This is a genomic window from Streptomyces sp. NBC_01476, assembly GCF_036227265.1.
GTDB lineage: Bacteria > Actinomycetota > Actinomycetes > Streptomycetales > Streptomycetaceae > Actinacidiphila.
In genome coordinates this window covers 7617441-7643436 of sequence record NZ_CP109446.1, presented here as the reverse complement: position 1 = coordinate 7643436, position 25996 = coordinate 7617441, and the positions used below count along the sequence as shown (strand labels likewise).

At 71.7% G+C, this 25996-nt stretch carries 22 protein-coding genes and 2 pseudogenes; 18 read left to right on the top strand and 6 right to left on the bottom strand.

What is annotated here, in order from left to right; all coding sequences use genetic code 11:
- Window positions 1–194: 194 nt before the first annotated feature.
- Together rpmG and OG552_RS33220 are read left to right on the top strand one after the other, a co-directional pair.
- Complete coding sequence (gene rpmG, locus OG552_RS33225) at window positions 195–359, top strand: 50S ribosomal protein L33 (RefSeq protein WP_329139357.1); 165 nt, start codon at window positions 195–197, stop codon at window positions 357–359.
- A gap of 62 nt (window positions 360–421) precedes the next feature.
- Window positions 422–673: a type B 50S ribosomal protein L31 gene (locus OG552_RS33220; protein WP_329139355.1), complete on the top strand. Its 252-nt coding sequence runs from the start codon at window positions 422–424 to the stop codon at window positions 671–673.
- Between the two features lie 186 nt (window positions 674–859).
- Here OG552_RS33220 and OG552_RS33215 read toward each other — a convergent pair whose 3' ends face one another.
- Window positions 860–1651, bottom strand: a complete 792-nt coding sequence (locus tag OG552_RS33215; protein ID WP_329139354.1) for an SDR family oxidoreductase — start codon at window positions 1649–1651, stop codon at window positions 860–862.
- A 128-nt stretch (window positions 1652–1779) separates the two neighbouring features.
- Here OG552_RS33215 and OG552_RS33210 point away from each other — a divergent pair, with 128 nt between their 5' ends.
- The 7 genes from OG552_RS33210 (at window position 1780) to OG552_RS33180 (ending at window position 8916) form a co-directional block, all read left to right on the top strand.
- Window positions 1780–2355: a TetR/AcrR family transcriptional regulator gene (locus tag OG552_RS33210; protein ID WP_329139352.1), complete on the top strand. Its 576-nt coding sequence runs from the start codon at window positions 1780–1782 to the stop codon at window positions 2353–2355.
- Window positions 2356–2448: 93 nt separating this feature from the next.
- Complete coding sequence (locus OG552_RS33205) at window positions 2449–4293, top strand: response regulator (protein ID WP_329139350.1); 1845 nt, start codon at window positions 2449–2451, stop codon at window positions 4291–4293.
- Window positions 4294–4425: 132 nt separating this feature from the next.
- A complete protein-coding gene (locus tag OG552_RS33200; RefSeq protein ID WP_329139348.1) occupies window positions 4426–5286 on the top strand; it encodes a class II fructose-bisphosphate aldolase in 861 nt (286 codons plus the stop codon).
- Between the two features lie 5 nt (window positions 5287–5291).
- A complete protein-coding gene (locus OG552_RS33195; RefSeq protein ID WP_329139346.1) occupies window positions 5292–6086 on the top strand; it encodes an HAD-IA family hydrolase in 795 nt (264 codons plus the stop codon).
- 22 nt (window positions 6087–6108) lie between these two features.
- Entirely contained in the window at window positions 6109–6771 is a 663-nt protein-coding gene (dhaL, locus tag OG552_RS33190) for a dihydroxyacetone kinase subunit DhaL (RefSeq protein WP_329139343.1), read from the top strand.
- Between the two features lie 24 nt (window positions 6772–6795).
- Window positions 6796–7791, top strand: a complete 996-nt coding sequence (dhaK, locus tag OG552_RS33185; RefSeq protein WP_329139341.1) for a dihydroxyacetone kinase subunit DhaK — start codon at window positions 6796–6798, stop codon at window positions 7789–7791.
- A gap of 108 nt (window positions 7792–7899) precedes the next feature.
- A complete protein-coding gene (locus OG552_RS33180; protein ID WP_329139340.1) occupies window positions 7900–8916 on the top strand; it encodes an aldo/keto reductase in 1017 nt (338 codons plus the stop codon).
- A 230-nt stretch (window positions 8917–9146) separates the two neighbouring features.
- On the opposite strand, the gene OG552_RS33175 is transcribed toward OG552_RS33180, so the two are convergent.
- Window positions 9147–9872 carry a TetR/AcrR family transcriptional regulator gene (locus tag OG552_RS33175; protein ID WP_329139338.1) on the bottom strand — a complete coding sequence of 242 codons (726 nt, stop codon included), beginning with the start codon at window positions 9870–9872 and terminating at the stop codon, window positions 9147–9149.
- A 62-nt stretch (window positions 9873–9934) separates the two neighbouring features.
- On the opposite strand from OG552_RS33175, the gene OG552_RS33170 reads away from it, so the two are divergent.
- From OG552_RS33170 to OG552_RS33140, 7 genes are all read left to right on the top strand, one after another.
- Window positions 9935–10843 (top strand): oxidoreductase, encoded by a 909-nt coding sequence (locus OG552_RS33170; RefSeq protein ID WP_329139336.1) that lies wholly within the window; start codon window positions 9935–9937, stop codon window positions 10841–10843.
- Between the two features lie 101 nt (window positions 10844–10944).
- Complete coding sequence (locus OG552_RS33165) at window positions 10945–11133, top strand: hypothetical protein (protein WP_329139334.1); 189 nt, start codon at window positions 10945–10947, stop codon at window positions 11131–11133.
- Between the two features lie 362 nt (window positions 11134–11495).
- On the top strand, window positions 11496–11993 hold the full coding sequence (locus tag OG552_RS33160) for a universal stress protein (protein ID WP_329139332.1): 498 nt from the start codon (window positions 11496–11498) through the stop codon (window positions 11991–11993).
- 119 nt (window positions 11994–12112) lie between these two features.
- Window positions 12113–14545, top strand: a complete 2433-nt coding sequence (locus OG552_RS33155) for a phosphoketolase family protein (protein ID WP_329139330.1) — start codon at window positions 12113–12115, stop codon at window positions 14543–14545.
- A gap of 428 nt (window positions 14546–14973) precedes the next feature.
- Complete coding sequence (locus tag OG552_RS33150; RefSeq protein WP_329141327.1) at window positions 14974–16041, top strand: fatty acid desaturase family protein; 1068 nt, start codon at window positions 14974–14976, stop codon at window positions 16039–16041.
- Between the two features lie 202 nt (window positions 16042–16243).
- Window positions 16244–18664: a glycosyl hydrolase family 95 catalytic domain-containing protein gene (locus tag OG552_RS33145; protein ID WP_329139328.1), complete on the top strand. Its 2421-nt coding sequence runs from the start codon at window positions 16244–16246 to the stop codon at window positions 18662–18664.
- A gap of 344 nt (window positions 18665–19008) precedes the next feature.
- Window positions 19009–20643 (top strand): ABC-F family ATP-binding cassette domain-containing protein, encoded by a 1635-nt coding sequence (locus tag OG552_RS33140; protein WP_329139326.1) that lies wholly within the window; start codon window positions 19009–19011, stop codon window positions 20641–20643.
- Between the two features lie 128 nt (window positions 20644–20771).
- Here the strand turns inward: OG552_RS33140 and OG552_RS33135 are convergent, their stop codons facing one another.
- The gene (locus tag OG552_RS33135; protein WP_329139324.1) at window positions 20772–22265 is read right to left on the bottom strand and encodes an alkaline phosphatase family protein; all 1494 of its coding nucleotides are present in this window, start codon (window positions 22263–22265) and stop codon (window positions 20772–20774) included.
- A 384-nt stretch (window positions 22266–22649) separates the two neighbouring features.
- On the opposite strand from OG552_RS33135, the gene OG552_RS33130 reads away from it, so the two are divergent.
- Both OG552_RS33130 and OG552_RS33125 read left to right on the top strand, forming a co-directional pair.
- Window positions 22650–23042, top strand: a complete 393-nt coding sequence (locus OG552_RS33130; protein WP_329139322.1) for a DUF6221 family protein — start codon at window positions 22650–22652, stop codon at window positions 23040–23042.
- A 118-nt stretch (window positions 23043–23160) separates the two neighbouring features.
- Window positions 23161–23646, top strand: a complete 486-nt coding sequence (locus OG552_RS33125) for a PGPGW domain-containing protein (RefSeq protein WP_329139320.1) — start codon at window positions 23161–23163, stop codon at window positions 23644–23646.
- 255 nt (window positions 23647–23901) lie between these two features.
- Here OG552_RS33125 and OG552_RS33120 read toward each other — a convergent pair.
- The 3 genes and pseudogenes from OG552_RS33120 to OG552_RS33110 form a co-directional block, all read right to left on the bottom strand.
- A pseudogene (locus OG552_RS33120) lies at window positions 23902–24171 on the bottom strand (DUF402 domain-containing protein); the annotation flags it as partial.
- Between the two features lie 273 nt (window positions 24172–24444).
- Window positions 24445–24865 (bottom strand): annotated as a pseudogene (locus tag OG552_RS36560) (IS982 family transposase); the annotation flags it as partial.
- 165 nt (window positions 24866–25030) lie between these two features.
- Window positions 25031–25525 (bottom strand): hypothetical protein, encoded by a 495-nt coding sequence (locus OG552_RS33110; protein WP_329139316.1) that lies wholly within the window; start codon window positions 25523–25525, stop codon window positions 25031–25033.
- Window positions 25526–25996: the final 471 nt, after the last annotated feature.

The following is a 25996-nucleotide window of genomic DNA, read 5'->3' as shown; positions in this document are numbered from 1 at the left end:
CTGGCACCCGCGGGGCGCACCCGCCGGGAGTCTGTGCGTGGGCTGTGGGCGGGACGCGGACAGGCTGGGGGCCGCCGGTGCGAGCGGGCCGCGGGCACGGGAATGCGGAGGGAGGGGGTGGCGTTGACAGAGACAGACCGAAAATGACAACCGTTCCACCCGGTGGGTGGGACCGCACGGAAGGGGCAGCGCCCATGGCCCGCAGCGAACTGCGACCGATCATCAAGCTGCGCTCCACGGCGGGGACGGGTTACACGTACGTCACCCGCAAGAGCCGCCGCAACGACCCCGACCGGCTGCAGCTGACCAAGTTCGACCCGGTCGCCGGCCGGCACGTGCTCTTCCGCGAAGAGCGCTGACCCGGGCGCAGACCCGGACCGCACCAGCACAGCACCGCTGTAGTACAGAGAGAGGGTTCACCGTGAAGCACGGCATCCACCCCGATTACCGCCCCGTCGTCTTCCGTGACAAGACCGCAGGGCTGACCTTCCTCACCCGCTCGACCGCCACCGGCGACAGCACGGTGGTGTGGGAGGACGGGGCCACGTACCCGGTCGTGGACGTCGAGATCTCATCGGCGAGCCACCCGTTCTACACCGGCTCCGCCCGCGTCGTGGACACCGCAGGACGCGTCGAGCGCTTCAACCAGCGCTACGGCCGCCGCGCCGCCTGACGCCCGCACGACACAGGCGCCCGCCGCCGACCACCAGGTCGGCGGCGGGCGCCGTGCTGCAAGCCGGGCTGTGACGCGGCGGGATCGGTCCGGGATCGGTCACCGGGCGACTGCCTCCGGGGCCGGGCGGACGTCCGTCCCGGCCCGCCGTTCGACCGCCGTTCGACCACGTTGCCGCGGGCGCGTCTACGCCTGTGCGGTGGGCCTGACCACGATCTCGTTCACGTCGATGTCCGCGGGCTGCTCGATCGCGTAGGCGACCGCGCGGGCCAGCGCGTCCGGGGAGATGGCGAGCGTCTTCATGGCGCGGGCCATCTCCGCCCGCACCCCGGGATCCGGCATGGAGTCGGTGAAGTTCGTCCGGGTGAAGCCGGGCGAGACGATCGTCACCCGCAGCTTGTCGCCCGCCTCCTGCCGCAGCCCCTCGGAGAGGGTGCGCACGGCGGTCTTGGTGGCCGCGTACACCGACTGGTTGGGCACCGTGCGGTAGGCCGCGGTGGAGGCGATGTTGACGAACTGCCCGGAGCCCTGCGCCCGGAAGACCGGCAGCGCGGCGGCGATCCCGTACAGCACGCCCTTGAGGTTGATGTCGATCATCGCCTCCCAGTCGTCCACCCGCAGGTCGTCCAGCGGGGAGATCGGCCCGATACCGGCGTTGCTCACCAGGACGTCCAGCCGGCCGAACCGGCTCTCCGCGAGCGCGACCAGCCGGTCCACGTCCGCCCGGCGCCGTACGTCGGTCGGGACGTGCGCGACCTCGGCGCCGCTCTTGGCGATCCGGGCGGCCACCGCCTCCAGGCGGTCGGGGCCGCGCGCACCGAGGACGAGTTTCGCGCCGCGCTCGGCGAGCAGCAGCGCGGTCGCCTCGCCGATGCCGCCGCTCGCGCCGGTGATGGCAACGACCTTGCCCTCGATGTCCCCGGTCTCCTTGACGCCGCCGGGTCCTTCGATTCCGCCGACGTTCCCGTTCTCTGACATGACCTGGAGCCTCTCGTCGCGTACCGTCTAACTGGACGGGTGTCCGGTACGTCTTCCACGCTACCGGACACATGTCCGCTAAGCAACGGCGGCCGGCTTCTGTGCCCGGCCGGAAAAAGGGAGGGAAGATGCCGGGACCAGCACGGTCTTCGATGCGCTCCGACGCCGAGCAGAACCGGGCGCGCATCCTGGAGGTCGCCCGCACCGCACTGACCGAGTCCGGCGACGCCTCGATGCAGTCGATCGCCAAGCGGGCCGGCGTCGGCCAGGGCACGCTCTACCGGCACTTCCCGACCCGCGAGGCGCTGCTGCTCACCGTCTACCGGCAGGACGTCCAGGAACTCGTCGCCACCGCTCCGGCACTGCTCGCGGCGCACCGGCCGTTCGACGCGCTGCGTCTGTGGTTCGACCGGCTCGCGTCGTACGGGCGGATCAAGCACGGCCTCGCGGACGCGCTGCAGGCCGCGACCAGGGCCGAGCTGGCCGGCGAACACTACGGGCCGGTGATCGGCGCCCTCACCCTGCTGCTCGACGCCTGCAAGCGGACCGGCGGCATGCGCCCGGACGTCGACGCCGACGAGGTGCTGGAGCTGGTCGGCTTCCTGTGGCGGACCGATCCGCGTCCTGACCGGGAGACGCGCGCGCAGCACATGCTGACCCTGGTGATCGACGGCATGCGCAGCCGCCCGGACAGCGGGCACTGACCAGGCCGGGCGGCGGCCCGGTACGCCGCTGACCGGAGCGCATCCGGCAGCCCGAAGTTATGCTGAAAAACATGCGGACCTGGTGGTCGTGCCATGGGTGAGGGACGTGCCTCCCGCGACAGGGCGGCCCGGCCGCAGAGCGGTGCGGGCAGCCGGGACAGCGCCGCCGCGGGCTGGCGGGCAGACCCGGACGCGCAGGTCGACGCGCTGAGCGGGGCCGTCGAGGACCTCGCAGGACAGTTCGCACTGCAGCCTCTGCTGCACCGCATCCTGCGCCGGGCGGTGAGCCTGCTGGGCGGCGGGGCCGGCTCGATCAGCACCGTGGACGAGAAGGCCGGGACCTACCGCAAAGAGGCCGACCTCGGCGTCGGCTGCCAGGAGGGAAGGGTCTTCCCGCTCGGCGAGGGTGCCACCGGAGCGGTGGTGGCGGCCCGGGGACCGCGGGTCTTCGACAGTTACGCCGACGTGCCCGGCGGCCATGTGGACCCCGCCGACCGCGAACGCCTGCACGCCACCGTCGCCGTACCGATCGAATGGCACGACGAGATCATCGGCGTGTGTGTCGTCTTCAGCACCGACCCCGCCACCCGCTTCGACAAGGGCGACGTCGAACTGCTGCACGTCTTCGCCCGGCACGCCGCCATCGCCATCGCCAACGCCCGCCTGCACCAGGAGGCCGAGGAGCGCGCCCGGCGGCTGGCGGTCAGCGCCGAGCGGGAGCGGGTGGTGCGCGACGTCCACGACACGGTGGCCCGCGCGCTCGGCTCGATCCTGCGCCATCTCGACGTGGACGGCCCGGCCGCCGCCCCGGCCGACCGCCTCGACGCGGCCCGCGCGGTGGCCCGCACCGCCCTGGCCGACACCCGGCGGACCGTGCTGGGCCTCGGCCCCTCCCTGCTGGAGCTGCACTCCCTGGACGACGCCATCGCGGTCGAGCTGGCCTGGGCGCACTCCACGGCGGGCCTGCGCACCGACCTGGTGGTCACCGGGGAACGCCCCCGGCTGGACGCGGAGGTCGGCGCGCACGCGCTGCGCCTGGTGCAGGAGACGCTGACCAATGTGGTCGTGCACGCCCACGCGGAACTCGTCAGGGTCGGCGTGATGTACGGGGACGACGAGGTCACGGTGGTCGTGGAGGACGACGGCCGCGGTTTCGACCCGGCGGACACCGCGGTACGCCGCGGCGGCCTGGGACTGACCGGCATCGTGGAGCGCGCCCATCAGCTCGGGGCGGATCTGCGGATCGAGTCCACCCCGGGCTGGGGCACCCGCATCCGGGCGCGTATCCCCTACCGCGCCGGCCACAGCCGCGAGCCCGCCGCGATGACGCCCTGGCGGGTCCTGGTGGTCGACCGGCGGCCGGTGGTACGGGCCGGTCTCGTCCGGCTGCTGGCCCAGGCCGGACCGGAGATCGAGGTGGTGGGCGAGGTCGCGGAGGCCCGCAGGACCGTCGAGGCGGTACGGGCGCTGGAGCCCGATGTGGTGCTGCTCGACCTGCGGATGCCGGGGCTCGACGGCGCCCGGCTGACCTCGTACGTCCGCTCCGCCAGCCCTGGCACCGCGGTGCTGATGCTGACCGACGACCTCGGCGACGAACTGCTCAAGGAAGCCGTGCACGCGGGTGCCCGCGGCTGCGTCGGCACCGATCTGGACGGTCCGGGGCTCGCCCGCGCCGTGCTCGCCGCGACCCGCAGGGACGCGCTGCTCACCGAACGTATCCTGCGCGGTTTCGCCGACCGCGACCGTCCGCCGCCCGATCCGCTCACCGACCGTGAGCGCGAGGTCCGCGCGCTGGTGGAGCGCGGGCTGCCGGACAAGCGGATCGCCGCCCTGCTGGCCATCTCCGTCAAGACCGTCGAGAAGCACGTCGGGGCGGTGCTGCGGAAGACCGGCGCCCCCAACCGCACCGTGCTGGCCCACCGCGCCGCCGGCCGCTGAGCACTCGCTGATTCCTGATCCGCCGGGGGTGGGGGAATTCCCACCCGGTGATGGGGGGAACCCCCGCTGACCGGGGGCGCCGCGCCGCCTAGCGTGGAATACGCCAGGGGGAACCCGAGCCCGGGAGTCGATGTGTCTGTCGTACCGCTGACCGGCATCCTGTCCGACGCCTACAAAGAACGCTACGGCGTACCCGCGATCAACATCGTCAACGACCTCACCCTGGAGGCGGTTCTCGCCGCCGCCGTGGAGAACTCGTCGCCACTGATCGTCCAGACCTCCGTGAAGACGGTCAAATCGATCGGCTACGACGTCCTCTACGCGATGTGGCAGTCGATGACGGCCGGCATCGAGGTGCCGGTGACCTTGCACCTGGACCACTGTCCGGAACGCGAGGTCATCACCGAATGCCTTCGCCACGGCTGGAACTCGGTGCTCTTCGACGCCTCGCAGCTGCCCGTCGAGGAGAACATGCGGCAGACCGTCGAGGTCGTCGCCGAGGCCCGGCGGTACGGCGCCCACGTCGAGGGCGAGATCGAGTCCATCACCGGCGTGGAGGACGGGATCGGCAGCGACAAGGCGGCCCAGCAGCAGAGCCTCGAAGTGGCGCTGGAATTCCTGCGGACCACCGGGGTGGATGTCTTCGCACCCGCCATCGGCAATGCGCATGGCAGCTACAAGCAGGCTCCCGTACTCGACGCGGAACGCGTCTCGGCGATTGTCGCGGCCTATCCGATACCGATCGCGCTGCACGGTGGCAGCGGTCTTTCCGACGAGCAGTTCCGCGACCTCATTTCCCGTGGGTGCGCGAAAGTCAATATCTCCACCGCGCTCAAAGAGACCTTCATGAAGTCGAACCTGGCGTTCCTGGAGACCGCCGCCCAGAAGCAGAAGTGGGATCCGCCGTCGCTTTTCACGGCGGTCCGCGGGGACGTCATGGAACTGGCGGGTTCGCTCATGCGGCTCTTCGGCAGCGCCGGCCGGGTGGGGTGACCGCGATGCCCGCTCTTGTCTTCGACTGCGACGGTGTCCTCGCCGACACCGAGCGCTACGGCCACCTGCCCGCCTTCAACCAGACCTTCGAGGAGTTCGGCCTGCCGGCCCACTGGAGTGACGCGGAGTACGCGGAGAAGGTCAAGGTCGGCGGCGGCAAGGAGCGCATGAAGACGCTCCTGACGCCGGAGTTCATCGCCAAGGCCGGACTGCCCAGCGACCAGGACGCGCTGAACACCGAGGTCGGCCGCTGGCACCGGCGCAAGACCGAGATCTACACCGGGATCATCGTCGGCGGCACCATTCCGCCGCGGCCCGGTGTACGGCGGATCGCCGAGGACGCCCGCACCGCGGGCTGGTCGCTCGCGGTCGCCTCCACCTCGGCGGAGCCTTCGGTGCGGGCCGTCCTGGAGCTGGCGATGGGCAGCGAACTCAGCTCGCGCTTCTCGGTGTTCGCCGGGGACGTCGTCCCCCGCAAGAAGCCCGCCCCGGACATCTACACGCACGCCGTCCACCAGCTGGGCGCGGACGCCGCCGATGTGATGGTGATCGAGGACAGCCGCAACGGCATGCTCGCCGCCCTGGCGGCCGGCCTGAGCTGCCTGGTGACCACGAGCGCCTACACCGGCGACGAGGACTTCACCGGTGCCGCACTGGTGGTGAACACACTCGGCGAACCGGAGCCCGACCCCGTCGTGACCGAGGTGCTCGCCGACCCGCTCGGCGTGCGACCGGGCCCGTACCTCACCCTCGGCGACCTCGGATTCCTGCTCACGGCCGCGACACCGCAGGCCGGTTGACGCCGCGACGGCAAGGAGAGTCATGTCAGAGCCATCGACACCATCCACCGACCTCGAATTCGTCGTGCGGACCATCGCCCGGACCGCGGTCGACAACGAACGGGAGTTCAGCGACCTGGACGCGGTCGTCGGCGACGGCGACTTCGGCTACTCGCTCGCCCGGGGCTTCGAGATCGTGCTCGCCGACTGGGAGAGCTTCGACCGCTCGACACCCTCGGCCTTCCTGAAGAAGGTCGCCCTGGTCATCTCACAGAGAGTGGGCGGCACTTCGGGACCACTGTGGGGTACGGCCTTCCTGCGGGCGGCGAGCGCGGTGAGCGCCAGGACCGAACTGGACGGGCTGACCGGCCAGGACGCCGTCGCCATGCTGCGCGCCGCCGCCGAGGGCATCAAGGTCCGCGGCAAGTCGGACCTGGGCGACAAGACACTGCTGGACGCGCTGATCCCGATGACCGACGCGTTGGAGAAGGAACTGGACGGCGGCGGCCGGGACGGCGCCGCCGGACTCGCGCGGACCACCGCGTCGGCGGCCAGAGCCGCCGCCGACGCCACCACCCCGATGCAGGCCATGCGGGGCCGGCCGAGCTACACCGGTGAGCGCAGCATCGGCTCACCGGACGCGGGCGCGGTCGCCGTCGCGGTGATGGCCGAACGCGTCGCCGACGAATGGGCCGCACGGGCCTGACGTGCCGACACAGGGAGTGACACCATGAAGAAGTTCGTCAACGACCCGAAAAACTACGTTCCGGAGATGCTGCAGGGGCTGGCGCTCGCCAACCCGGACACGCTGCGCTACGTACCGGAGTACAACCTGATCATGCGGGCCGACGCCCCCAACGACAACAAGATCTCGATCATCCAGGGATCGGGCTCCGGCCATGAGCCGGCCCACGTCATGACCGTCGGCAAGGGCATGCTCGACGCGGCTTGTCCTGGTGACGTCTTCTCCGCGCCGCCCACCGACTACGTACTGGAGACGATCAAGCGGGTCGCGTCCCCCAAGGGCGTGCTGCTGCTGGTGAACAACTACACCGGTGACCGGATGGCGTTCGAGATGGCACAGGAGTTCTCGGAGGCCGAGGGGACGAAGATCCGTACGCTCTTCATCGACGACGACGTGTCCGTGCAGGACTCGACGTACACCGTCGGCCGCCGCGGAGTGGCGGGCAACTTCTTCGTGATGAAGGCGGTCGGCGCCGCCGCCGAACGCGGCGCGGAACTCGACGAGGCGGTCCGGATCGGCGAGAAGGTCAACTCGGTCACCCGCACCATGGGGATGGCCCTCACCGCGTGCACGCCCCCCGCCAAGGGCTCCCCGCTCTTCGAACTGCCCGCGGACGAGGTCGAGATGGGCGTCGGCATCCACGGCGAGCCGGGCCGGCGCCGGGAGAAGCTGCAGAACGCCGACGCGATCGTCAAGGAACTCGTCGACGCCGTCGTCGAGGACCTGCCGTACACCTCGGGCGACAAGGTCGCCCTCATGGTCAACGGCCTGGGCGGCACACCGGTCAGTGAGCTGTACCTGGTCTACGGGATCGCGCACCGGCTGCTGGCCGACCGCGGTATCACCGTCGGCCGCAGCTACGTCGGCGAGTACTGCACCTCGCTCGACATGGCGGGTGCGTCCATCACGCTGGTGCGCCTCGACGACGAGATCACCGGACTGCTTGAGGACCCGGCGGAGACCGCGATCCGCGTCTTCTGACCGGGTGAGGGGGCCCACTGGGCCCCCTTTCGGTCCTCCGGCGCGGGCACCCGCGGTGGTTGGCTGGTCGGTGCGGGACCGATCGACCACGACAGCGGAGAACACTTCATGAAACGCAGAATCCTCGGCGGAACGGGCATGTCGGTGAGCGAGTTCGCGCTCGGCACGATGATGCTCGGCTCCATGGGCAACACCGACCACGACGAGTCGGTGGGCATGATCCACGCGGCGCTGGACGCGGGCATCAACTTCGTGGACACCGCCGACGTCTATTCCGGCGGTGAGTCGGAGGTGATCGTCGGCAAGGCGCTGAAGGGCCGGCGTGACGACGTCGTGCTGGCGACGAAGTTCTCGATGCCGATGGGTGCCGACGAGAACCAGCGGGGCGGCTCCCGGAAATGGATCATGCGGGCGGTGGAGGGCAGCCTCCAGCGGCTCGGCACCGACTACATCGACCTTTACCAGATGCACCGGTGGGACCCGCTGACCGACCCCGACGAGACGCTGTCCGCGCTCTCCGACCTGGTCCGGGCCGGCAAGGTGCGGGCGATCGGCTCGTCGCTCTTCCACCCGGAGCAGATCGTCGAGACGCAGTGGGTCGCCGAGCGGCGGGGCCACCAGCGCTTCCGCTCCGAGCAGCCGCCGTACAACATCCTGCTGCGCGGGATCGAGGGATCGCTGCTGCCGACCGCCCGGCGGTACGGCATGGGGGTGCTGACCTTCGGCCCGCTGGGTTCCGGCTGGCTCTCCGGCCGGGCCGATCCGACCGCCGGCCACCGCAACGCCGGCGCGGGCACCCGGCTCTTCGACCAGTCGGACCCGGCGAACCGTGCGAAGGCGGAGGCGGTACGGGAGCTGGGCAAGCTGGCGGACGACGCGGGGGTGAAACTCACCCATCTGTCGCTGGCTTTCGTGCTGACGCACCCGGCGATCACCTCGGTGCTGATCGGGCCGCGGACCCCCGGGCAGCTCACCGATCTGCTGGCCGGCGCGGAGGTCGAACTCAGTGAGGAGGTACTCGACCGGATCGACGAGATCGTGCCTCCGGGCGTCGATGTGAACACCAACGACATCATGTTCGTGCCGTCCGCACTCGGCGACAAGCGCAGCCGCCGGATCCGCTAGGCGCCGCCCTGGGTCAGGCCGGTTCCGCGCGGACGGACGCCTCCGGCGGTGCCGGAATCGGGCCGGGCCCGGCCGGGGCGGGACCCGCCGGGATCGGGCGGGGATGGGGCGGGACCTGACGGAATCGGCCCGGCCGGACCCCGCCGGAATCGGCCCGGCCGGACCCCGCCGGAATCGGCCCGGCCGGACCCCGCCGGAATCGGCCGGGACCCGGCGGAATCGGGCGGGGATCACGCGTCCGCCCGGCCGGCCCGTGGCCGCAGGCCCTCGACGAGGGTGCGGACCGCCCCGGAGACCAGCCGGGTGACATCACGGTCGCCGGTGATGCCGGTGGTGATCACCGTGGCCAGCCCCTGGAGCAGCGCGAGCACCGCCATGGCGACGCGGTCGGGGTCGTCCGCGACGACCTCACCGCTCGCCCTGGCCTCGGCGATCAGCCGCATGGGGGCCGCGAAGGCCCGGTTGTTCGCCTCGCGCAGTTCCCCGGCGCCGGGCCGGTCCTTGATGGTGTGCATCAGCCGCAGCAGCTCCGTGTGCCGGATCGCGAAGCTCACATACGCCTGGGCGAAGGTCTCCAGGCGGTCCGCGAAGGACCGGCCCGGCCCCGCCGTCTCCGCGTCCGCGGTCTCCCTTCCGGCCGTGCCCTCCCCGGCCGTCACCGCGTCCGTCATCACCGCGTCCGTCATCACCGCGTCCGTCATCGCCGCGTCCGTCATCGCCGCGTCCAGCTCGCCGCGGAGCCGTTCGAAGCCCTCCGCGGCCAAGGCGTCCAGCAGCGCTTGGCGGTCGGCGAAGTGCCGTCTCGGCGCGCCATGGCTGACACCGGCCGCGCGGGCGAGTTCCCGCAGCGACAGACCGTCCTGTCCGCTCTCGTCCAGCATCCGTTCGGCGTGGGCCAGCAGCTCCGCACGGAGATTCCCATGGTGGTAGGGCCGGTCGGCGGCGGAGGGCGTCATGGCCCGAAGGGTATCCAATGTTGTCGTTGACTACAATGTAGTCGGCGTCTACTTTGGGAGGCATGGACACCACCTTCGCTCTCCCGGCCCTCGCCCCCGGCGCCCAGTCCGGCCGTACCGTGGTCGTTACCGGCGCCAACAGCGGCCTCGGGCTGGTCACCGCCCGTACCTTCGCCGCGGCCGGCGCCCATGTCGTCCTCGCCGTCCGCGACCACGACCGGGGACAGCGGGCGGCACAGACGCTGCCGGGCTCCGTCGAGGTGCGCGAACTCGATCTCGCCGACCTGGCCTCGGTCCGCCGCTTCGCCGACGGCTGGGGCCGGCGCATCGACATCCTGATCAACAACGCCGGGGTCGCCAACGTCCCGCAGCGCCGTACCGCTGACGGCTTCGAACTCCAGATGGGCACCAACCACCTGGGCCACTTCGCGCTCACCAACGCACTGCTGCCGCACCTCACCGACCGCGTCGTCACCGTCGCCTCCAACGCCCACAAGGCGGCGGCGCTCGACCTGGACGACCTCAACTGGCAGCGCAGGCCGTACCGCCGAGGCGCCGCCTACGCCCAGTCCAAGCTGGCCAATCTCCTGTTCACCCTGGAACTGCAGCGCCGGCTGACCGAGGCAGACTCCCCGGTGCGCGCGCTGGCCGCCCATCCGGGCGCCGCCAGCACCGACCTCAACCGCCACCTGGGCCCGGTCATGTCCGCGGTCGCCGCCACCGTGGGACGGTTCGTCACGCAGTCCGAGGAGGCGGGGGCCGAGCCGACGCTGTGGGCGGCCACCGCGGAACTGCCCGGCGGCAGCTACGCCGGACCCGACGGGCGCGGGGAGCAGCGCGGCCACCCGACCCTGGTCGGCCGTACGCCGGCCGCGAGCGACCCCGCTCTCGCGCGCGACCTGTGGCGGGTCAGCGAGAACCTCACCGGCGCCGTCTGGCGCCCGCCCCACCGGACCGGCACCGCCGGCTGAGAGCCGGCGGCGCGGCGGCGCGGTGCTCGCCGCGAGGCCGCGCAAGAGGGCCTGGGCTGGGCGTATATCGGCTGCTTAGTAGCGGCCCATAGGTTCGGCGAATGTTCCCGACCCCGTCGGCCGACGGCGCCTGCCGCTCCGCGGCCGACATCAACCGTATGATCCGGCGCCTGTCGGCGGGCCGCGCCAGGTGGACGCCTGAGGCGCTGGGCGAGCTGGCGCGGCTGCGCGAGCAGTGGCGGGCCGCGGTCGACCGCGAGTCTGCCCCGCCCGGCGGGGACCCCCGCTGACGCCCTTCCCCGGTCCGTGTCCCCTCGGTCCCCTCGCGCCGCCCGCCCGCTGCGCGCCCCGCCGGACAACCACCGGGCACCTCCGGGGAATTCACCGCCCCCCGCCCCTGGTCGGACCGCACGGCCCAGAACCGGGGGCCCGGGCGGCGGTTGACGCCGGGCAGGGCGGCAAGCCGCACCATGAGGGGAGCCCGCCGGCACGCCGGGGCTATGTCCCCCGGGGAACCCGCTGACCACAGCAGCTCGGCCGGGCCCTTTGCCCTTGCGGTGACGACCGTCCGGGCCACGACCGAAGGCCCTTCGGCCCTGGCCGCCCGCGTGACCGCAGCGCCATCCTGAAGATATGCCGACTGGAGGACGCCATGTCCGAGAACACCGCTGAGCGACCGATCATCGTGGGAGTGAACGGATCACCCGCCTCCCTCGCGGCCCTGCACTGGGCCGCGACGCAGGCACAGCTGCTGCACGTGCCGGTGGTCACCGTCCAGACCTGGGAGCCTTCGGTCCGGCTGCGGGCCCCGTACGCGACCGAGGCGCCCCGCCGTACGCCCGCCGAGGACCGGGTCCAGGCGCAGCAGCGGCTGCGCCGTGCGGTGACCGAGGTCCGCGTGGCGCACCCGGACGCCGATGTACGGGCCGAACTGGTCGAGGGCGCGCCCGTGGTCGTGCTGCTGCGGTACGCCCGCCGGGCCCGGCTGCTGGCGCTGGGGCACGGCCTTCACGACAACGGCCTGCCCACCGAACTGGGCCCGGTCGCCCGTGACTGCCTGCGGGAGGCACGGTGCCCGGTGGTCACCATCCCGCCGGCCGCGGACCGCGAACCGCACGACGGGCCGCCCCGCCCGGGCGCCCAACCCTAGGGGCCCACCCGGCCCGCGCCCGCCCTGAACAGGCCCGGGCGCACACCGTCATTCCTCCCCCGGTACGCCGGGCCACCGCCGCACCCGGCCGACGGGGCGGCAGAAGCGGAGCACGCACGATGCCGACGAGTACCACGCCGCCAAGCGCAGGGCCGGACGCCGGGGCGGTGTACACCGCGACCGACCGCGAGCTGGACCTGCGATGGTGGGCGGCGGCGAACTACCTGACGGTCACCCAGATCTACCTCCGGTCCAACCCCCTGCTGCGCCGGCCGCTGACCGTCGAGGACATCAAGCCGCGGCTGCTCGGGCACTGGGGCACCAGCCCCGGCCTGTCGATGATCTACACGCTGCTGAACCGGCTCATCCGCACCACCGGTACGGACTGCCTGTACGTCACCGGCCCCGGCCACGGCGGTCCGGCCCTGGTGGCGAACGCGTATCTGGAGGGCACCTACAGCGAGGTCTACCCGCGCGTCGCGCCGGACCTGGACGGACTGACCGCGCTGGTACGGCAGTTCTCCACCCCGGGCGGCATTCCCAGCCACGTCAGCGTGCAGACCCCGGGCAGCATCCACGAGGGCGGTGAGCTGGGTTACGCGCTGGCACACGCCGCGGGCGCCGCCTTCGACCACCCCGAGCTGCTGGTCGCCTGTGTCGTCGGTGACGGCGAGGCCGAGACCGGGCCGCTGGCCGCGTCCTGGAAGATCCCCGCGTTCCTCAACGCGCGGCGGGACGGCGCGGTCCTGCCGATCCTCCATCTGAACGGCTACAAGATCTCCGGGCCCACGGTGCTCGGCCGGTCCGACGACGCCGATGTCGTCGGACTGCTCGCCGCCCAGGGCTGGGACCCGGTCGTGGTGGCCGGCGACGACCCGGCGGCCGTCTTCACCGCCCTGCACAGCGCGCTGACCGCCGCCCACGCCCGGATCCGCGCCATCCAGCAGGAGGCCCGCGGCGGCGCCGGCGGCGAGGAGTTCCGCCCGGTGCGCTGGCCGGCCGTCATCCTGCGTACCCCGAAGGGCTGGACCGGGCCCGGCGTGGTGGACGGGGTACAGATCGAGGGCACGTTCCGTTCCCACCAGGTCCCCCTCGCCCAGGTCCGGGAGAACCCCGCCCATCTGCGCCTCCTGGAGGAGTGGCTGCGCTCCTACCACCCGGAGACGCTCTTCGACGCCGACGGCCGGCTCGTCCCGGAGCTGGCGGCGCTGGCGCCGGACGGCGACAAGCGCATGGCGGCCACCCCGTACGCCAACGGGGGCCGGCTGCTGCGCGATCTGCCGCTGCCGGACCTGGAGCGGTACGCCCTGGCCGTCGACAAGCCGGGAGCGGTGGAGTACGAGAACACCCGGCCGCTGGGCGAACTGCTGCGGGACGTCTACGCCGCGACCATCCAGGAGTCGGACGGCGGCGGCACCTTCCGGCTGTTCAGCCCCGACGAGACGGCGAGCAACCGGCTCGCCGCGGTCTTCGACGTGACCGACCGCTGCCTGCAGGCCCCCGTCCTGCCCACCGACGACCATCTGTCGCCCGAGGGCCGGGTCATGGAAGTGCTCTCCGAGCACCTGTGCGAGGGCTGGCTTGAGGGCTATCTGCTCTCCGGCCGGCACGGGATGTTCGCCACCTACGAGGCGTTCGCGATGGTCTCCGCCTCGATGCTGATCCAGCACACCAAGTGGCTCCAGCACGCCGCCGAGCTGCCGTGGCGCGCGTCCGTGGCGTCGCTGAACGTGCTGCTCACCTCGACCTGCTGGCGCAACGACCACAACGGCTTCTCGCACCAGGGCCCGGGGCTGATCGACACCGCGATCCCGCTCGCGCCCTCGGTGGTACGGATCTGGCTGCCGCCGGACGCCAACACCACGCTCTCCATCGCCGACCACTGCCTGCGCAGCCGCGACCACGTCAACCTGATCGTGGTCGACAAGCAGCCGCACCTGCAGTACCTGAGCCGGGAGGAGGCGGACGCGCACTGCGCCGCGGGGGCGTCGGTCTGGGAGTGGGCCGGCACCGAGACGGACGACGCCGGTGAGGGCACCGGACCCGACGTGGTGCTCGCCGCGGCCGGGGACGTACCCACCCTGGAGACCCTGGCCGCCGCCGCCCTGCTCCGCGAGCGCGCCCCCGGCCTGCGGGTCCGGGTGGTGAACGTGGTCGACCTGATGGCGCTGCTGCCCGCCGCGGACCACCCGCACGGGTTCACCGACGAGAAGTTCGGCGAGCTCTTCACCGACAGCACCGACGTGGTCTTCGCCTTCCACGGCTACCCCAGGGCGGTGCACGAGCTGCTGCACGGCAGGACCGACCCCGGCCGGTTCCACGTCCGCGGCTTCAACGAGCAGGGCACCACCACGACACCCTTCGACATGGTCGTGCTCAACGGGATGAGCCGCTACCACCTGGTGCTGGAGGCGCTGCGCCGCTCCCGCCGGGTCCCGGAGGGCGCCGCCGGCCTCGCCGAGTACTGCCACGCCATGCTCGCCCGCCACCACGACTACATCCGTGCACACTTCGAGGACATGCCCGAGGTCGCGGGGTGGACCTGGTCCTGACACCGGGTCACCGCCCGCCCGGTACGCGCGTACCGGGCGGGCGGTCTGTACGAGCCGGACGGCCGGCGTTACTTTTGTACCAAGCCGTCCCAGACCCCGTCGGCGCTCCGCCCGAATCCCGGACCCGGTCCGGGTGCCCCTTCGGGCCCATCAAGCGCCCTCCGCCCCCTTCGCACCGCGGTAGCGGACCAGGAGCGTCTCCCGTGACACCACGGGCCCGCCCCGGGCGCGGCTACCCGATCCGACGTCTGCCGGTCACCGTGCCGCGTGCCCCTTGGGGCACCTCGCGGGGACGCTGCCGGGCGCGGGTCAGACGAGGACGCGGAACGGTGAGCACCACCGACGGAGAACACCCCCAGGCGACGACAGGCCGGGCAGAGGTCCTCGACCGCGGCCCGGTGACAGGGAAGCTGGAGCTGTCGAAGGTACTGCCGGCCGGGCCCGCCGCCCCGCCGCGCACCCGTGCCGCGGCCGGGCCGCACGGCGCCGGCAGCGACTTCGCCGAACTGTCCAGGAGAATCGCCCAGGCCGGCCTGCTGCGCCGCAGGCCCGGCTACTACACGGTGCGCATCACCGCTGTCGCGGTGCTCTTCGGCGCGGTCTGGACCGGGTTCGCCCTGCTCGGCGGCTCCCGCTGGCAGCTGCTGACCGCGGCCGTCCTGGGTCTGCTGTACGCGCAGATCGCCCTGGTCGCCCATGATGTGGCGCACCGTCAGGTCTTCCGGCTGCGGCGCGCCAGCGAACTGGCCGGCCGGCTGGCGGGCAACCTGTGCATCGGTATGAGCTACGGCTGGTGGCAGGACAAGCACACCCGCCACCACGCGAACCCCAACCATGAGGACCTGGATCCCGATGTGGCGCCGGACATCCTGGTCTGGTCCACCGGGCAGGCCCGCTCGGCCCGCGGACTGGCGAAGTGGGTCGGTGCCCGGCAGGCGTACCTCTTCTTCCCGCTGCTCACCCTGGAGGGCTTCAACCTGCATGTCTCCAGCGTTCGTTCGCTGTTCCGCCGGTCGAGCAGGCAGCGCGGCCTGGAAGCCGGGATGCTGGGCGCGCACACCGTCGTCTACGGGGCCGCGCTGCTGGTGGTCCTCTCACCGCTGCAGGCGCTGGCGTTCCTCGCGGTGCACCAGGCGGTGTTCGGTGTCTATCTGGGCTGCACCTTCGCGCCCAACCACAAAGGCATGCCGACACTGGCCGGCGACGACGAGCGGCCCGACTTCCTGCGGCGGCAGGTGCTCACCTCCCGCAACGTCCGCGGGAACTGGCTGCTCGACCTGGCGCTCGGCGGCCTCAATCACCAGATCGAGCACCACCTCTTCCCGAGCATGCCGACCCCGCATCTGCGCAAGGCCCGCCCCATCGTCAGGGACTACTGCGCCCAACTCGGCGTCGTCTACACCGAGACGGGCCTGACCGCCTCCTACCGCCAGGCCCTGCGGCATCTCCACCAGGCGGGCGCGCCGCTGCGCAGGCCCGCGGTGACCAGCCGGTAGGCCGCCCCACCCCGCGCCGCCCCTGCCTTCTGCGCCGGCGCACGGCCACGGTCCCGCGGACCCTCCGAGGGCGCCACACATCGGATGTTCTCGGCGATCGGGCGTGCACAGCTCTTGAATCAGTTAATTATGAGTTTTATGTTTCTCCTGCGCTTCAGGCCAGTAACCCGCACGGTCCGGACCCAGCAGGAGGAACAGCCCTATGACGTCTCGCCAGCCCTCCCCCGCCCAGCCTCACAGTCGTCGGAGCTTTCTCGCCCTCGCCGGAACAGGCACCCTGCTCGCGCTCGGCGGGACCCCGGCGTTCGCGGCCACCACCGCGGAGCCGGACCGGCCGGCCGCCGATCCCTCCGCCGGCGAGGCCGAGGCACTGCGGCTCTGGTACCCGGCGCCGGCCGCGCCGGACCGGATGATCCAGCAGGCGCTGCCGGCCGGCAACGGCCGGCTGGGCGCACTGGTGGGCGGCGACCCGGCACAGGAGACGCTCTTCGTCACCGACAGTTCCCTGTGGACCGGCGGGCTGAACACCGTACTCGACGCGGACGGCCAGTTCCCCTACGAGCGGGTCGAGTTCGGCTCGCTCACCCAACTCGTCCACCTGTCCGTGGAGATACCCGAGCACACCCTGGAGTCCGCCTCGGCGTACCGGCGGTGGCTCGACCTGAGCAACGGCGTGGTCGGCGCCTCGTACGTCCGGTCCGGCGTGACGTACCGGCGCGAGGTGTACGCCAGCCACCCGGACGACGTCGTGGTGGTCCACTTCTCCCAGAGCGGCGCGGGCACCTACACCGGCCGGATCGCCCTGGCGGGCACCCACGGGGAGACCGTCTCCGCGGCCGCCTCCGACACCACCTTGTCCATCGGGGCCGCCTTCGACAACGCGCTGCAGTACGGCGCCGCGGTCACCGCCGTCAGCCGTACCGGCACCGTACGGGTGACGGACGGCTCGGTGGAGTTCAGCGACTGCGCCGATCTGACGGTGGTGCTCAGCGGCGGGACGAACTACGCGCCCGACGCGTCCCGCGGCTACCGCGATCCGTCGGTCGAACCGCGGTCGCTGGCCCGGCGGAAGGTGCGGGCCGCCGTACGGCACGCACCGGACGTACTGCGGAACACCCATGTGGCCGACTACCGGCGGCTCTTCGACGCCCAGTCCGTGTCGTTCGGCACGTCGAGCCCGCAGCAGCGCCGGCTGGACACCTGGAGCAGGCTGCAGGCACGGGCCGCTGAAGGCGCCTCCCCCGACCCGGAGCTGGAGGCGTCGTATCTGCAGTTCGGCCGCTACCTGATGATCTGCGGCTCGCGGGACGGACTGCCGATGGGCCTGCAGGGCCCGTGGCTGGACGGCAACGACCCGGACTGGATGGGTGATTACCACACCGACATCAATGTCCAGATGAACTACTGGATGTCCGACCGGGCCGGACTGCCGGGCTGCTTCGACGCCTTCACCGACTACTGTCTGGCGCAGCTGCCCTCCTGGTCCGAGGCCACCCGGGAACTCTTCAACGACCCCCGCAACCGGTTCCGCAACTCCTCGGGAAAGGTGGCCGGCTGGGCGGTCGCCTTCTCCACCAACATCCACGGCGGCTCCGGCTGGTGGTGGCACCCCGCGGCCAACGCCTGGCTGGCCAACACGCTCTACTCCCACTACGAGTACACGCAGGACCGGCGCCTGCTGGCCCGTATCTACCCGCTGCTCAAGGGCGCCTGCGAGTTCTGGCAGGCGCGGCTGGTCACCACGACGGTGACTGACCCGGTGAGTGGGAAGAGCCGCGAGGTGCTGGTGGACGACAAGGACTGGTCGCCGGAGCAGGGGCCGCAGGACGCGCTCGGCAACACCTACTCGCAGGAGCTGGTCTGGGCCCTGTTCGGCAACTTCGCCGCCGCCGGCGAGGTGCTCGGCAAGGACGCCGGCTACCGGCGGACCATCGCCGCGCTGCGCGAGCGGCTCTACCTCCCGCAGGTCAGCCCGACCACCGGTTGGCTGGAGGAGTGGATGTCGCCGGACAACCTGGGCGAGACCGAGCACCGCCATCTCTCCCCGCTGATCGGCCTCTTCCCCGGCGACCGGATCCGCCCGGGCCACTCCCCCGCGGACATCCTGACCGGCGCGCGCAATCTGCTGGTGGCCCGTGGCATGGACAGCTACGGCTGGGCCAACGCCTGGCGCGCCCTGTGCTGGGCCCGGCTGAAGGACGGCGAGACCGCGTACCGCCTGATCACCACCAATCTCCGCCCGTCCACCGACAACACCAATGGCACGGCGGTCAATTTCTTCGACATCTACCAGGTCGAGGAGAACCGCAGCATCTTCCAGATCGACGCCAACTTCGGCACCCCGACCGCGATGGTGGAGACACTGGTCTACTCGCGCCCCGGTCACATCGAACTCCTGCCGGCCCTCCCCTCGGCCTGGGCCGCCTCCGGCCATATCAGCGGGGTCGGCGCCCGCGGCGGCTTCGTCGTCGACCTGACCTGGCAGCAGGGGCGGGTGGTGAGCGCGGTGCTGCGCAGCGTGGGCGGGCGTACGACGACGGTGACGGCGAGCGGCGTCACCCGTACCGTCCGCCTGTCGCCCGGCGGCTCCGTCACCCTGCACGGAGCCCGCCTGGCCGGCTGATCCCGGGCGGGCGGACCCCCGGTCCGCCCGCCCCGCTCCTGCGGGGAAACCGCAGCTCACGGCGGTGATGTCCGAGCTGGAGCCGGCCGCCCCCGGCGAATTCCGGCGACAGTCCGCGCTGTCGCCGGTAAACTGGGGAGCTGCGAGTGATCGGAAACAAGGTCGGAAACAAGGGAGACCAGCCGTGGCGGGTGACGACGATATCTCCGGGTGAGCCCGGAAGGTGACCGGCCACCGGCAGGCGCGCGGCAGCGCAGCCGCCATGGCCGTCCTCGTCGTTCCCTGACCCCCGTTCTCCCGCTGGGCGGCTCCGGCGCGCCCGCACGCACCCCCAGGGCTCTCGCATGTCCGACACCTTCATCATCTGCTCGAATCTCTCCTTCTCCTGGCCGGACGACACCCCGGTCTTCCAGGACCTGTCCTTCACCGTGGGCGGCGGCCGCACCGGCCTGGTCGCACCGAACGGAGCCGGCAAGAGCACTCTGCTCAAGCTGATCGCCGGTGAGTACCCGCCGGCCGCCGGCAGCGTCTCCGTCCGGGGAGTCCTCGGCTACCTGCCGCAGAGCCTGCCGCTCACCGGCGACCTGACCGTGGCCGAGGTGCTGGGGATCGCCGCGGTGATCAGGGCACTGGACGCGGTCGAGTCCGGCGACACCGGCGAGGAGCACTTCACCGCCATCGGCGACGACTGGGACATCGAGGAGCGCACCCGCGCCCAGCTGGACCGGCTCGGCCTGGTCGACATCTCCCTCGACCGGCCGCTGCACACCCTCAGCGGCGGGCAGGCCGTCTCGCTGGGACTGGCCGCGCAACTGCTGAAGCGGCCCGACGTGCTGCTGCTCGACGAGCCCACCAACAACCTCGACCTGGACGCGCGCCACCAGCTCTACGCCGTGCTGGAGGAGTGGAACGGCTGCCTCCTGCTGGTCAGCCACGACCGTGAGCTGCTGGACCGGATGGACCGCATCACCGAACTCGAACGGGGCGAGGTCCGCTCCTACGGCGGGAACTTCACCGCGTACCAGGAAGCGGTGCGGGCCGAGCGGCAGGTCGCCGAGAAGAACGTCCGCACCGCCGAGCAGGAGGTGAAGCGGGAGAAACGGGAACTGCAACAGGCCAGGGAACGGGCGGCCCGGCGAGCGGGAAACGCGTCGCGGAACCTCAAGAGCGCCGGCCTGCCGAAGATCTTCGCCGGGACGATGAAGCGCAACGCCCAGGAGTCGGCCGGCAGGTCCGACGGGACGCACGCGGCCCGGCTCGGTGACGCCAGGGCCCGGCTCGACGAGGCGGGCCGGGCGGTGCGCGACGAGGAGCGGATCGCGCTGGAACTGCCCCGCACCAACGTCCCGGCCGGCCGTACGGTCTTCCTCGGCGAGCGGATGCGGATCGGCTACGGGGAGCGGGAGCTGTTCGCGGGCGAGGGCGCCGACCTGACGATCCGCGGACCGGAGCGGATCGCGCTGACCGGCCCCAACGGCGCCGGAAAGTCCACCTTGCCGCGGCTGATCGCCGGTGAACTGACGCCCGCGGCCGGCGGCACGAAGCGCGCCGACGGCCGGGTCGCCCATCTGTCGCAGCGGCTGGACCTGCTGGATGCCGACCGTACGGTGGCGGAGAATCTCGCCACGTCCGCGCCCGGGATGGCTGCGGCGGAGCGGATGAATCTGCTGGCCCGCTTCCTCTTCCGCGGCTCCCGGGTCCATCTCCCGGTCGGTGCGCTCTCCGGCGGTGAGCGGCTGCGCGCCACGCTGGCCTGTGTGCTCTTCGCCGAACCGGCCCCGCAACTGCTCCTGCTGGACGAGCCGACCAACAATCTCGACCTGGTCAGCGTCGGCCGGTTGGAGAGCGCGCTCAACACCTACGAAGGGGCGTTCGTGGTGGTCGGCCACGACGAACGGTTCCTGGCGGTGATCCGGGTGACCCGCCGGCTCCGGCTCGCGGCGGGCCGGCTGCTGGAAACGGGCGAGCCGGTCCGGTAGGCGGGGGCTCCCCCAGGGGTCGAGGTGGGCCACGCCCGCCACCGACCCGCGCCCGCGCACCTCCCTCCGCCGGGGGGACGGAACCTTTCCGGAGGGAGGCCGCGCACGGTGGCGGTGTCCGCGGGGTGTTACGAGATGTGCGGGCGGCTGCCCGGCTCCTGACGCGGCATCCGCTGGTTCGAGGTGGGCGCGGCCGGCTTGGGCAGCTGGCTCACCTCGTACTGCGCCAGGCTGTACTGGCCGTTGGTGTCCGGCAGCGCCGGGGCCTTCCTGGTCCGGTCGCCGAAGCGGAACGCGGAGGTCAGGTCGCCGACGGTACGGCGGCGCCACTGGCTGATGTTGGTCTCCTTCACCCCGGTGACCGCCTCCAGGAAGCGGAGCTGCGAGGTGTGGTCGGCCACCTCGGAGCTCACCCAGCCGCCGACGGTCCACGGGGAGACGATGATGCAGGGCACCCGGAAGCCCAGGCCGACCGGCAGTCCGTTGCCGGCCACGCCGGTGACCGACGTCTTGGTGACGAACTCGTCGGCGGTGCCGGCTTTCGGGGTGGGCGGCAGCACATGGTCGAACATGCCGTCGTTCTCGTCGTAGGAGAGGATGAACGCGGTCTTGGCCCACACCTCGGGGTTGGCCGCGATCGCGTCGACGATGCCGGAGACGAACGTGGCCCCGGCGGCGGGCAGGTTGGCCGGGTGCTCGTCGAAGCCGCCCGGGGGGAAGATCCAGCTGACGGTCGGCAGCTGGTCGTTCATCGCGTCGTACTGGAACTGCCCGATGGGGGTGGGCTGGACGGTCCGCTGGTAGAGCTCCTGGTCCGGGGTGAGCGCCAGGTACTGCTTCATGTGGTGGATCTGGTCGACCCCGGTGCCGTCGGGCTGCTGGTGGTAGAACTTGAAGCTGACCCCGGCCTCCAGCAGCCGCTCCGGGTAGGTCTTCCAGGAGTAGGTGCCGTTGGGCGCCCCGTTGTCCAGACAGGGGCCGCCCGCCAGGCCGTTGGGGTCGACGGTGCCGCTCATCCACATGTAGCGGTTCGGGTGCGTGGGACCCATCACGCTGCAGTGGTAGCGGTCCAGCACGGTGAAGTTCTCGGCCAGCGCGAACTGGAACGGAATGTCGTCGCGGGTGTAGTAGCCCATCGTGTACGGGCCGTTGGCGCCGTCCGCGGCACGGTGCGCGGGCAGCCAGCTGTCCATCGTGCCGTTGTTCCACGCCTGGTGCTGCACCGACCAGGCGTGGCTGGTGGAGGGGATGGCCTGCGCCGAGGTGCTCTTGCTGTCCAGGTGGAACGGGAGCAGGTAGCCGTCCGGGCTCACCCCGTCGGGCTGCTTGAAGACCGGGTCCCCGTTGGGCAGCCGCATCGCCTTCGGGTCGCTGAAGCCGCGGACGCCGGACAGGGTGCCGAAGTAGTGGTCGAAGGAGCGGTTCTCCTGCATCAGCAGGACGACGTGCTTGATGTCACTGAGCTTCCCGCCGTGCGTGGCGCCGGCGGCGACCGCCTTGCGGATGTTGGAGGGCAGTGCCATGTCCACGGCCGCGATGGCGCCGACGGTGGCGGCCGATCCGAGAAGTCTGCGACGGGTCAGAGCGGAGCCCGAGTCCTGCGCTTCCGGAGTGTCAGTCATGACAGGTCCTCTCACTGGGTGGCACGTCGAATCGGGGCTCCACCAGAATCAGCGCGCCCGGTGCAGGACCCGCCTTTCGCCGAGTGGCCAGGGTCTGAAATTCCGCTGAAGACATAGCTGTACCGGCCAATAACACCCTTGAGGAAAACGGGAGTTGGGCCGTTCATCGCCCACCGGCCATGTGCCGGCGCGGATTCTCGCGTGAATACCGCTATCGCCGCTGAAAAACCGATGTCCCGCCCCGCACGGTGCATTTCCGCCCCGCCGCTCCTGCACCGCAATAGGGCCGCGAATCGGCATTTGTACGGCTGCCACCGGACCGTGGCGGCCACGCGTTCGAGCCATGGGGGGGTGATCACCGCGTCCGGTGGAAACACTGGAGTAATGGACGACCTGGTGGTGTTCCTCCGCGCACGCCTGGACGAAGAGGACCGGCTGGCCGCCGCCTGTGTGACCGCGGACGGCAGCTGGCAGGCCCGCGACGGCGATCTGGTGACCGACGACGGGACCCGGTTCAGCCTCGGGGAGGCGCTCGCCGGGCATGTGGCCCGGCACGACCCGGCGCAGACGATCCGCGGTGTCGCCGCGCGGCGCAGCCTGCTGGTGCTGCGCGAGTCGATCCAGCTGCGGATGGACCAGGCGGCGGCCGGCGACGACGGCGCGGCGTACTCCCTCGCCCGGGCCGAACTGCGCGTGGTGCACTTCGCGTTGCGCCTCGACGCGGCCACGTACAGTGCCCACCCGGACTACCGCCGCGGGTGGGCTCCCGGCCGCTGAGCGCGCCGGCCGGCGGCGGTTCCGCCCAGGTCACACGGTGCCGGGGTCACTCGTCCTGGTGTCACTCGTTCCGGTGTCGCGGCCTCCCGGCGGGCGGATCCGCGGCTACGGTGAGCCGATGAGCGGAGCACGGCGGTCCGGAAGCGGGGAACCCCAACCGGACGAGGAGTCCGAGAAGCAGACGGACGTACCCGAACTGGTGCGGCTGCACCCGGCGAAGCGGGTTCTCCTGGGTGCGGCGGGCGGCTTGCTGGTGCTGATCGGCGTGGCGCTGCTGGTGCTGCCCGGGCCTGGCCTCCTGCTGGTGCTGGCCGGACTCATCCTGCTCTCCCGCGCGATCCCCGCGGTGGCCCGCTACGTCGAGCCGGTCCGCGAGCGCGCCCTGCAGGGCGCGGAGGCCGGCGTGGCCTCACCCTGGCGGATCGCCGGCACGGCCCTGGCCGGCCTCGGCCTCATCGCGGCCGGCGTCATCTGCGGCCTGCGCGCGCTCTCCTGGCTCCCGTTCACCGGCTGGAGCACGGGTTCGAGCCTCATCCTCTCCGGCCTCATCATCTTCGCCCTCCTCATCTGGAGCTACCGCCGCGTCCACAGCCGCCACCCCTGACCCAACCACCCCGCCTTCCCAGCCCCCGGGCAACTCCGGCACCGGCCAGAGCGGGTCCCAGCGCCAGTCCCGCAGCCCGGCACCGTCCGCGAACGGACCCTCCCGGTTCTCGATCATCCCCAGCACCTGTCCCCGCGCTTCCTCGACGCCACGGTGATCGGACTCCCCCACCACCCCAAGGCGCCGCCCGTGGGCGTACTCGTCCTCGTCCTTCCACTCCCACCGTGCCAGGTCCGGTGCGACCACCAGGTCGAGCAGCAGGTCGAAGGTGTCAAACCCGCTCGCCGTGCGGCGCAGCGGACGCTGGAAGTTGACGTACCAGCGGTTCAGCCCGCAGTCACCGGCGAGGTCGTAGAAGGCGTTGACGCTGAAGTACGTCCCCGGCGGATTCCAGAGCAGCAGCACGGCGCTCTCCCACCGCCATGGGGCGAGCCGCCACCCGCCCGCCGCGAGGGAGCCCACCGCCCGCTCGCGAGGCGCGGCGTCCCCGGAGACCCGCGACGCGATCCAGTCGGTGGGAGCCATGCCCTCCGCCCCCGGACAACACGCGACCACGAGCGCTTCCGCCGTATCGCGCACCACCCGGAGCGCCTGCGCGCTCCACACCCGGCTGCCGAAGACGTCCCTGCGGACAGCGGTCACCTCCGCCTCGAAGAACAACCCCCCACCCCCGTCCGGCGCCCGTGCACCGCCGGTGTCAGGTTCCCACGACACACAGGCCGCAGCCCAGAGGTCGGCCGCCGCGGCGTCATGGGTCACCAGCCGATCGATTCCAAGGTGTTCAGTGGTCGTCGTTGGTCAGTGCGCGCATGACATGACCGGCCGGCCGGTGAGGTCGTTGTGCCAGATGACGGCGATGAGGGCGAGCATCCGCTGCGGGACGCGGACGGCCACGCCCCCGGGCGTGGGGCCGCGGTGCCGTTCGAGGTCGAGCTGACCCTTGAAGGTCTCGTTGACCCACAAGGTGTTGCTCGATCTCGCAGCCGAAGTAGTTCTTGTCCCCGATCAGTGTCCGGCCAGGACGCTCGCCTATGAGCTGCGGCTCGACGGCAACCAGATTCACCGGCGTCTCGCGTTCGTCGGCCTTGGCCCCGGTCAGCACGAAGGCCACAGGCAAACCCCGCAGGGTGCACACCAGGTGCAGCCGCAGCCCCACCGGCATGGAATCCACGACCCATACGTCATCGGTCCACAGCGTGGCGTCGACCGTGAGGAGCTGCGGCGAAACGCCCACCGTTGACCGCTACGGGCTGTGCTGCGGCGAGTCCTTCGGCACGTCATCGGTCTTCACGTTGAGTGCGGTCGCGAGGGTGCCCAAGTCGTCCGTCACAAAATGACTTTGGATGCCCCCGCGCCGTCTGTGCGGCCGAACCGGGAGACCCGATCACTCTCCTGAGCCGGCGACCGCACTCGGATTGATCGTGTCGAAGTAGACCCAGTCCGCACCCAGGTCGAAGTAGAACGCACCGGAATACGTCTCGCCCGTCACCTGCCCGTCGAAGGACCCGCTCCGGACCCACCTGGCGTTCTCGGGCATGAAACGCATGAGTTCTGCCGGCAGTCGGCTCGGCATCGCGGGCTGAAAACCGAGCTGCGATGCCCCCACAATGGAGGCGACGGCACCCGCTCTCAACTGGGCGAATCCCACCACACGAACATCAGTGGGACCCGGAACCCTGGAACCGGTACCCAGTACGACGCCAAGCCAATGTGCGTCGGAGAGCGGGCCGAGCGTGACGAACCGACGTTCAAGCGGCTCGGTGTCCGTACGGACTTCCTTGCTGTCTGTGCTTTTCGCAGTCGACGTACACCCCGCAAGTACCGTCGCCAAGCCCAGCGCGAGCGCGCCCCGACGTCGCAGACCCGCCAAGCCGACCATGAACGCCCTCCCCCGCAGCCAAAGCCCTGATCGTAGCGGTCCTCACAAAGCCGCTACCCCTTGGAATCGATCACCAGGGCGCCGGTCAGTGGGTGCCGGCGAAGGGCGCGGTCTGCGAGGAATCCTTCGACCGCGGTCACGCCTGCCCCCCGCCCAGGATGTCGACGCCGCGCACCGTGCAAGCGCGGCGTGGAGGGGGCGGATCTCGCGGGCGCTGGGGGCAAGGGGGCTCGTACGCTGTGGCGGTGACGGAGATGAGCCTCGATGTGCTGCTGGCGGCGGCCGAGCCGGACGACGCGCGGCGGGTGCGGGCGCGGCTGGGGATCGGGGAGCGCGCGGAGGACGCCGGGCCGCCCCCGCTGTGGAGCACGGTCCGGTGGATGGTAGGGGCCGAACCGCCCGCCTCCGCGGTGCTGTGGATGCTGGAGAGCGACCGTCCGGAGATCAACGAGATCGTCTTCCTGGCCTCCC

Excerpts from the sequence above, each read along its gene's own strand:
- OG552_RS33180 (WP_329139340.1), top strand. The coding sequence starts at position 7,900 with ATGAAACGCAGAATCCTCGGCGGAACGGGCATGTCGGTGAGCGAGTTC.
- OG552_RS33210 (WP_329139352.1), top strand. The coding sequence starts at position 1,780 with ATGCCGGGACCAGCACGGTCTTCGATGCGCTCCGACGCCGAGCAGAAC.
- OG552_RS33205 (WP_329139350.1), top strand. The coding sequence starts at position 2,449 with ATGGGTGAGGGACGTGCCTCCCGCGACAGGGCGGCCCGGCCGCAGAGC.
- OG552_RS33175 (WP_329139338.1), bottom strand. The coding sequence starts at position 9,872 with ATGACGCCCTCCGCCGCCGACCGGCCCTACCACCATGGGAATCTCCGT.
- OG552_RS33110 (WP_329139316.1), bottom strand. The coding sequence starts at position 25,525 with ATGGTCGGCTTGGCGGGTCTGCGACGTCGGGGCGCGCTCGCGCTGGGC.
- rpmG (WP_329139357.1), top strand. The coding sequence starts at position 195 with ATGGCCCGCAGCGAACTGCGACCGATCATCAAGCTGCGCTCCACGGCG.
- OG552_RS33125 (WP_329139320.1), top strand. The coding sequence starts at position 23,161 with ATGAGCGGAGCACGGCGGTCCGGAAGCGGGGAACCCCAACCGGACGAG.
- OG552_RS33195 (WP_329139346.1), top strand. The coding sequence starts at position 5,292 with ATGCCCGCTCTTGTCTTCGACTGCGACGGTGTCCTCGCCGACACCGAG.
- OG552_RS33135 (WP_329139324.1), bottom strand. The coding sequence starts at position 22,265 with ATGACTGACACTCCGGAAGCGCAGGACTCGGGCTCCGCTCTGACCCGT.
- OG552_RS33130 (WP_329139322.1), top strand. The coding sequence starts at position 22,650 with ATGGACGACCTGGTGGTGTTCCTCCGCGCACGCCTGGACGAAGAGGAC.
- OG552_RS33145 (WP_329139328.1), top strand. The coding sequence starts at position 16,244 with ATGACGTCTCGCCAGCCCTCCCCCGCCCAGCCTCACAGTCGTCGGAGC.
- OG552_RS33165 (WP_329139334.1), top strand. The coding sequence starts at position 10,945 with ATGTTCCCGACCCCGTCGGCCGACGGCGCCTGCCGCTCCGCGGCCGAC.
- OG552_RS33170 (WP_329139336.1), top strand. The coding sequence starts at position 9,935 with ATGGACACCACCTTCGCTCTCCCGGCCCTCGCCCCCGGCGCCCAGTCC.
- OG552_RS33140 (WP_329139326.1), top strand. The coding sequence starts at position 19,009 with ATGTCCGACACCTTCATCATCTGCTCGAATCTCTCCTTCTCCTGGCCG.
- dhaL (WP_329139343.1), top strand. The coding sequence starts at position 6,109 with ATGTCAGAGCCATCGACACCATCCACCGACCTCGAATTCGTCGTGCGG.
- OG552_RS33155 (WP_329139330.1), top strand. The coding sequence starts at position 12,113 with ATGCCGACGAGTACCACGCCGCCAAGCGCAGGGCCGGACGCCGGGGCG.
- OG552_RS33215 (WP_329139354.1), bottom strand. The coding sequence starts at position 1,651 with ATGTCAGAGAACGGGAACGTCGGCGGAATCGAAGGACCCGGCGGCGTC.
- OG552_RS33160 (WP_329139332.1), top strand. The coding sequence starts at position 11,496 with ATGTCCGAGAACACCGCTGAGCGACCGATCATCGTGGGAGTGAACGGA.
- dhaK (WP_329139341.1), top strand. The coding sequence starts at position 6,796 with ATGAAGAAGTTCGTCAACGACCCGAAAAACTACGTTCCGGAGATGCTG.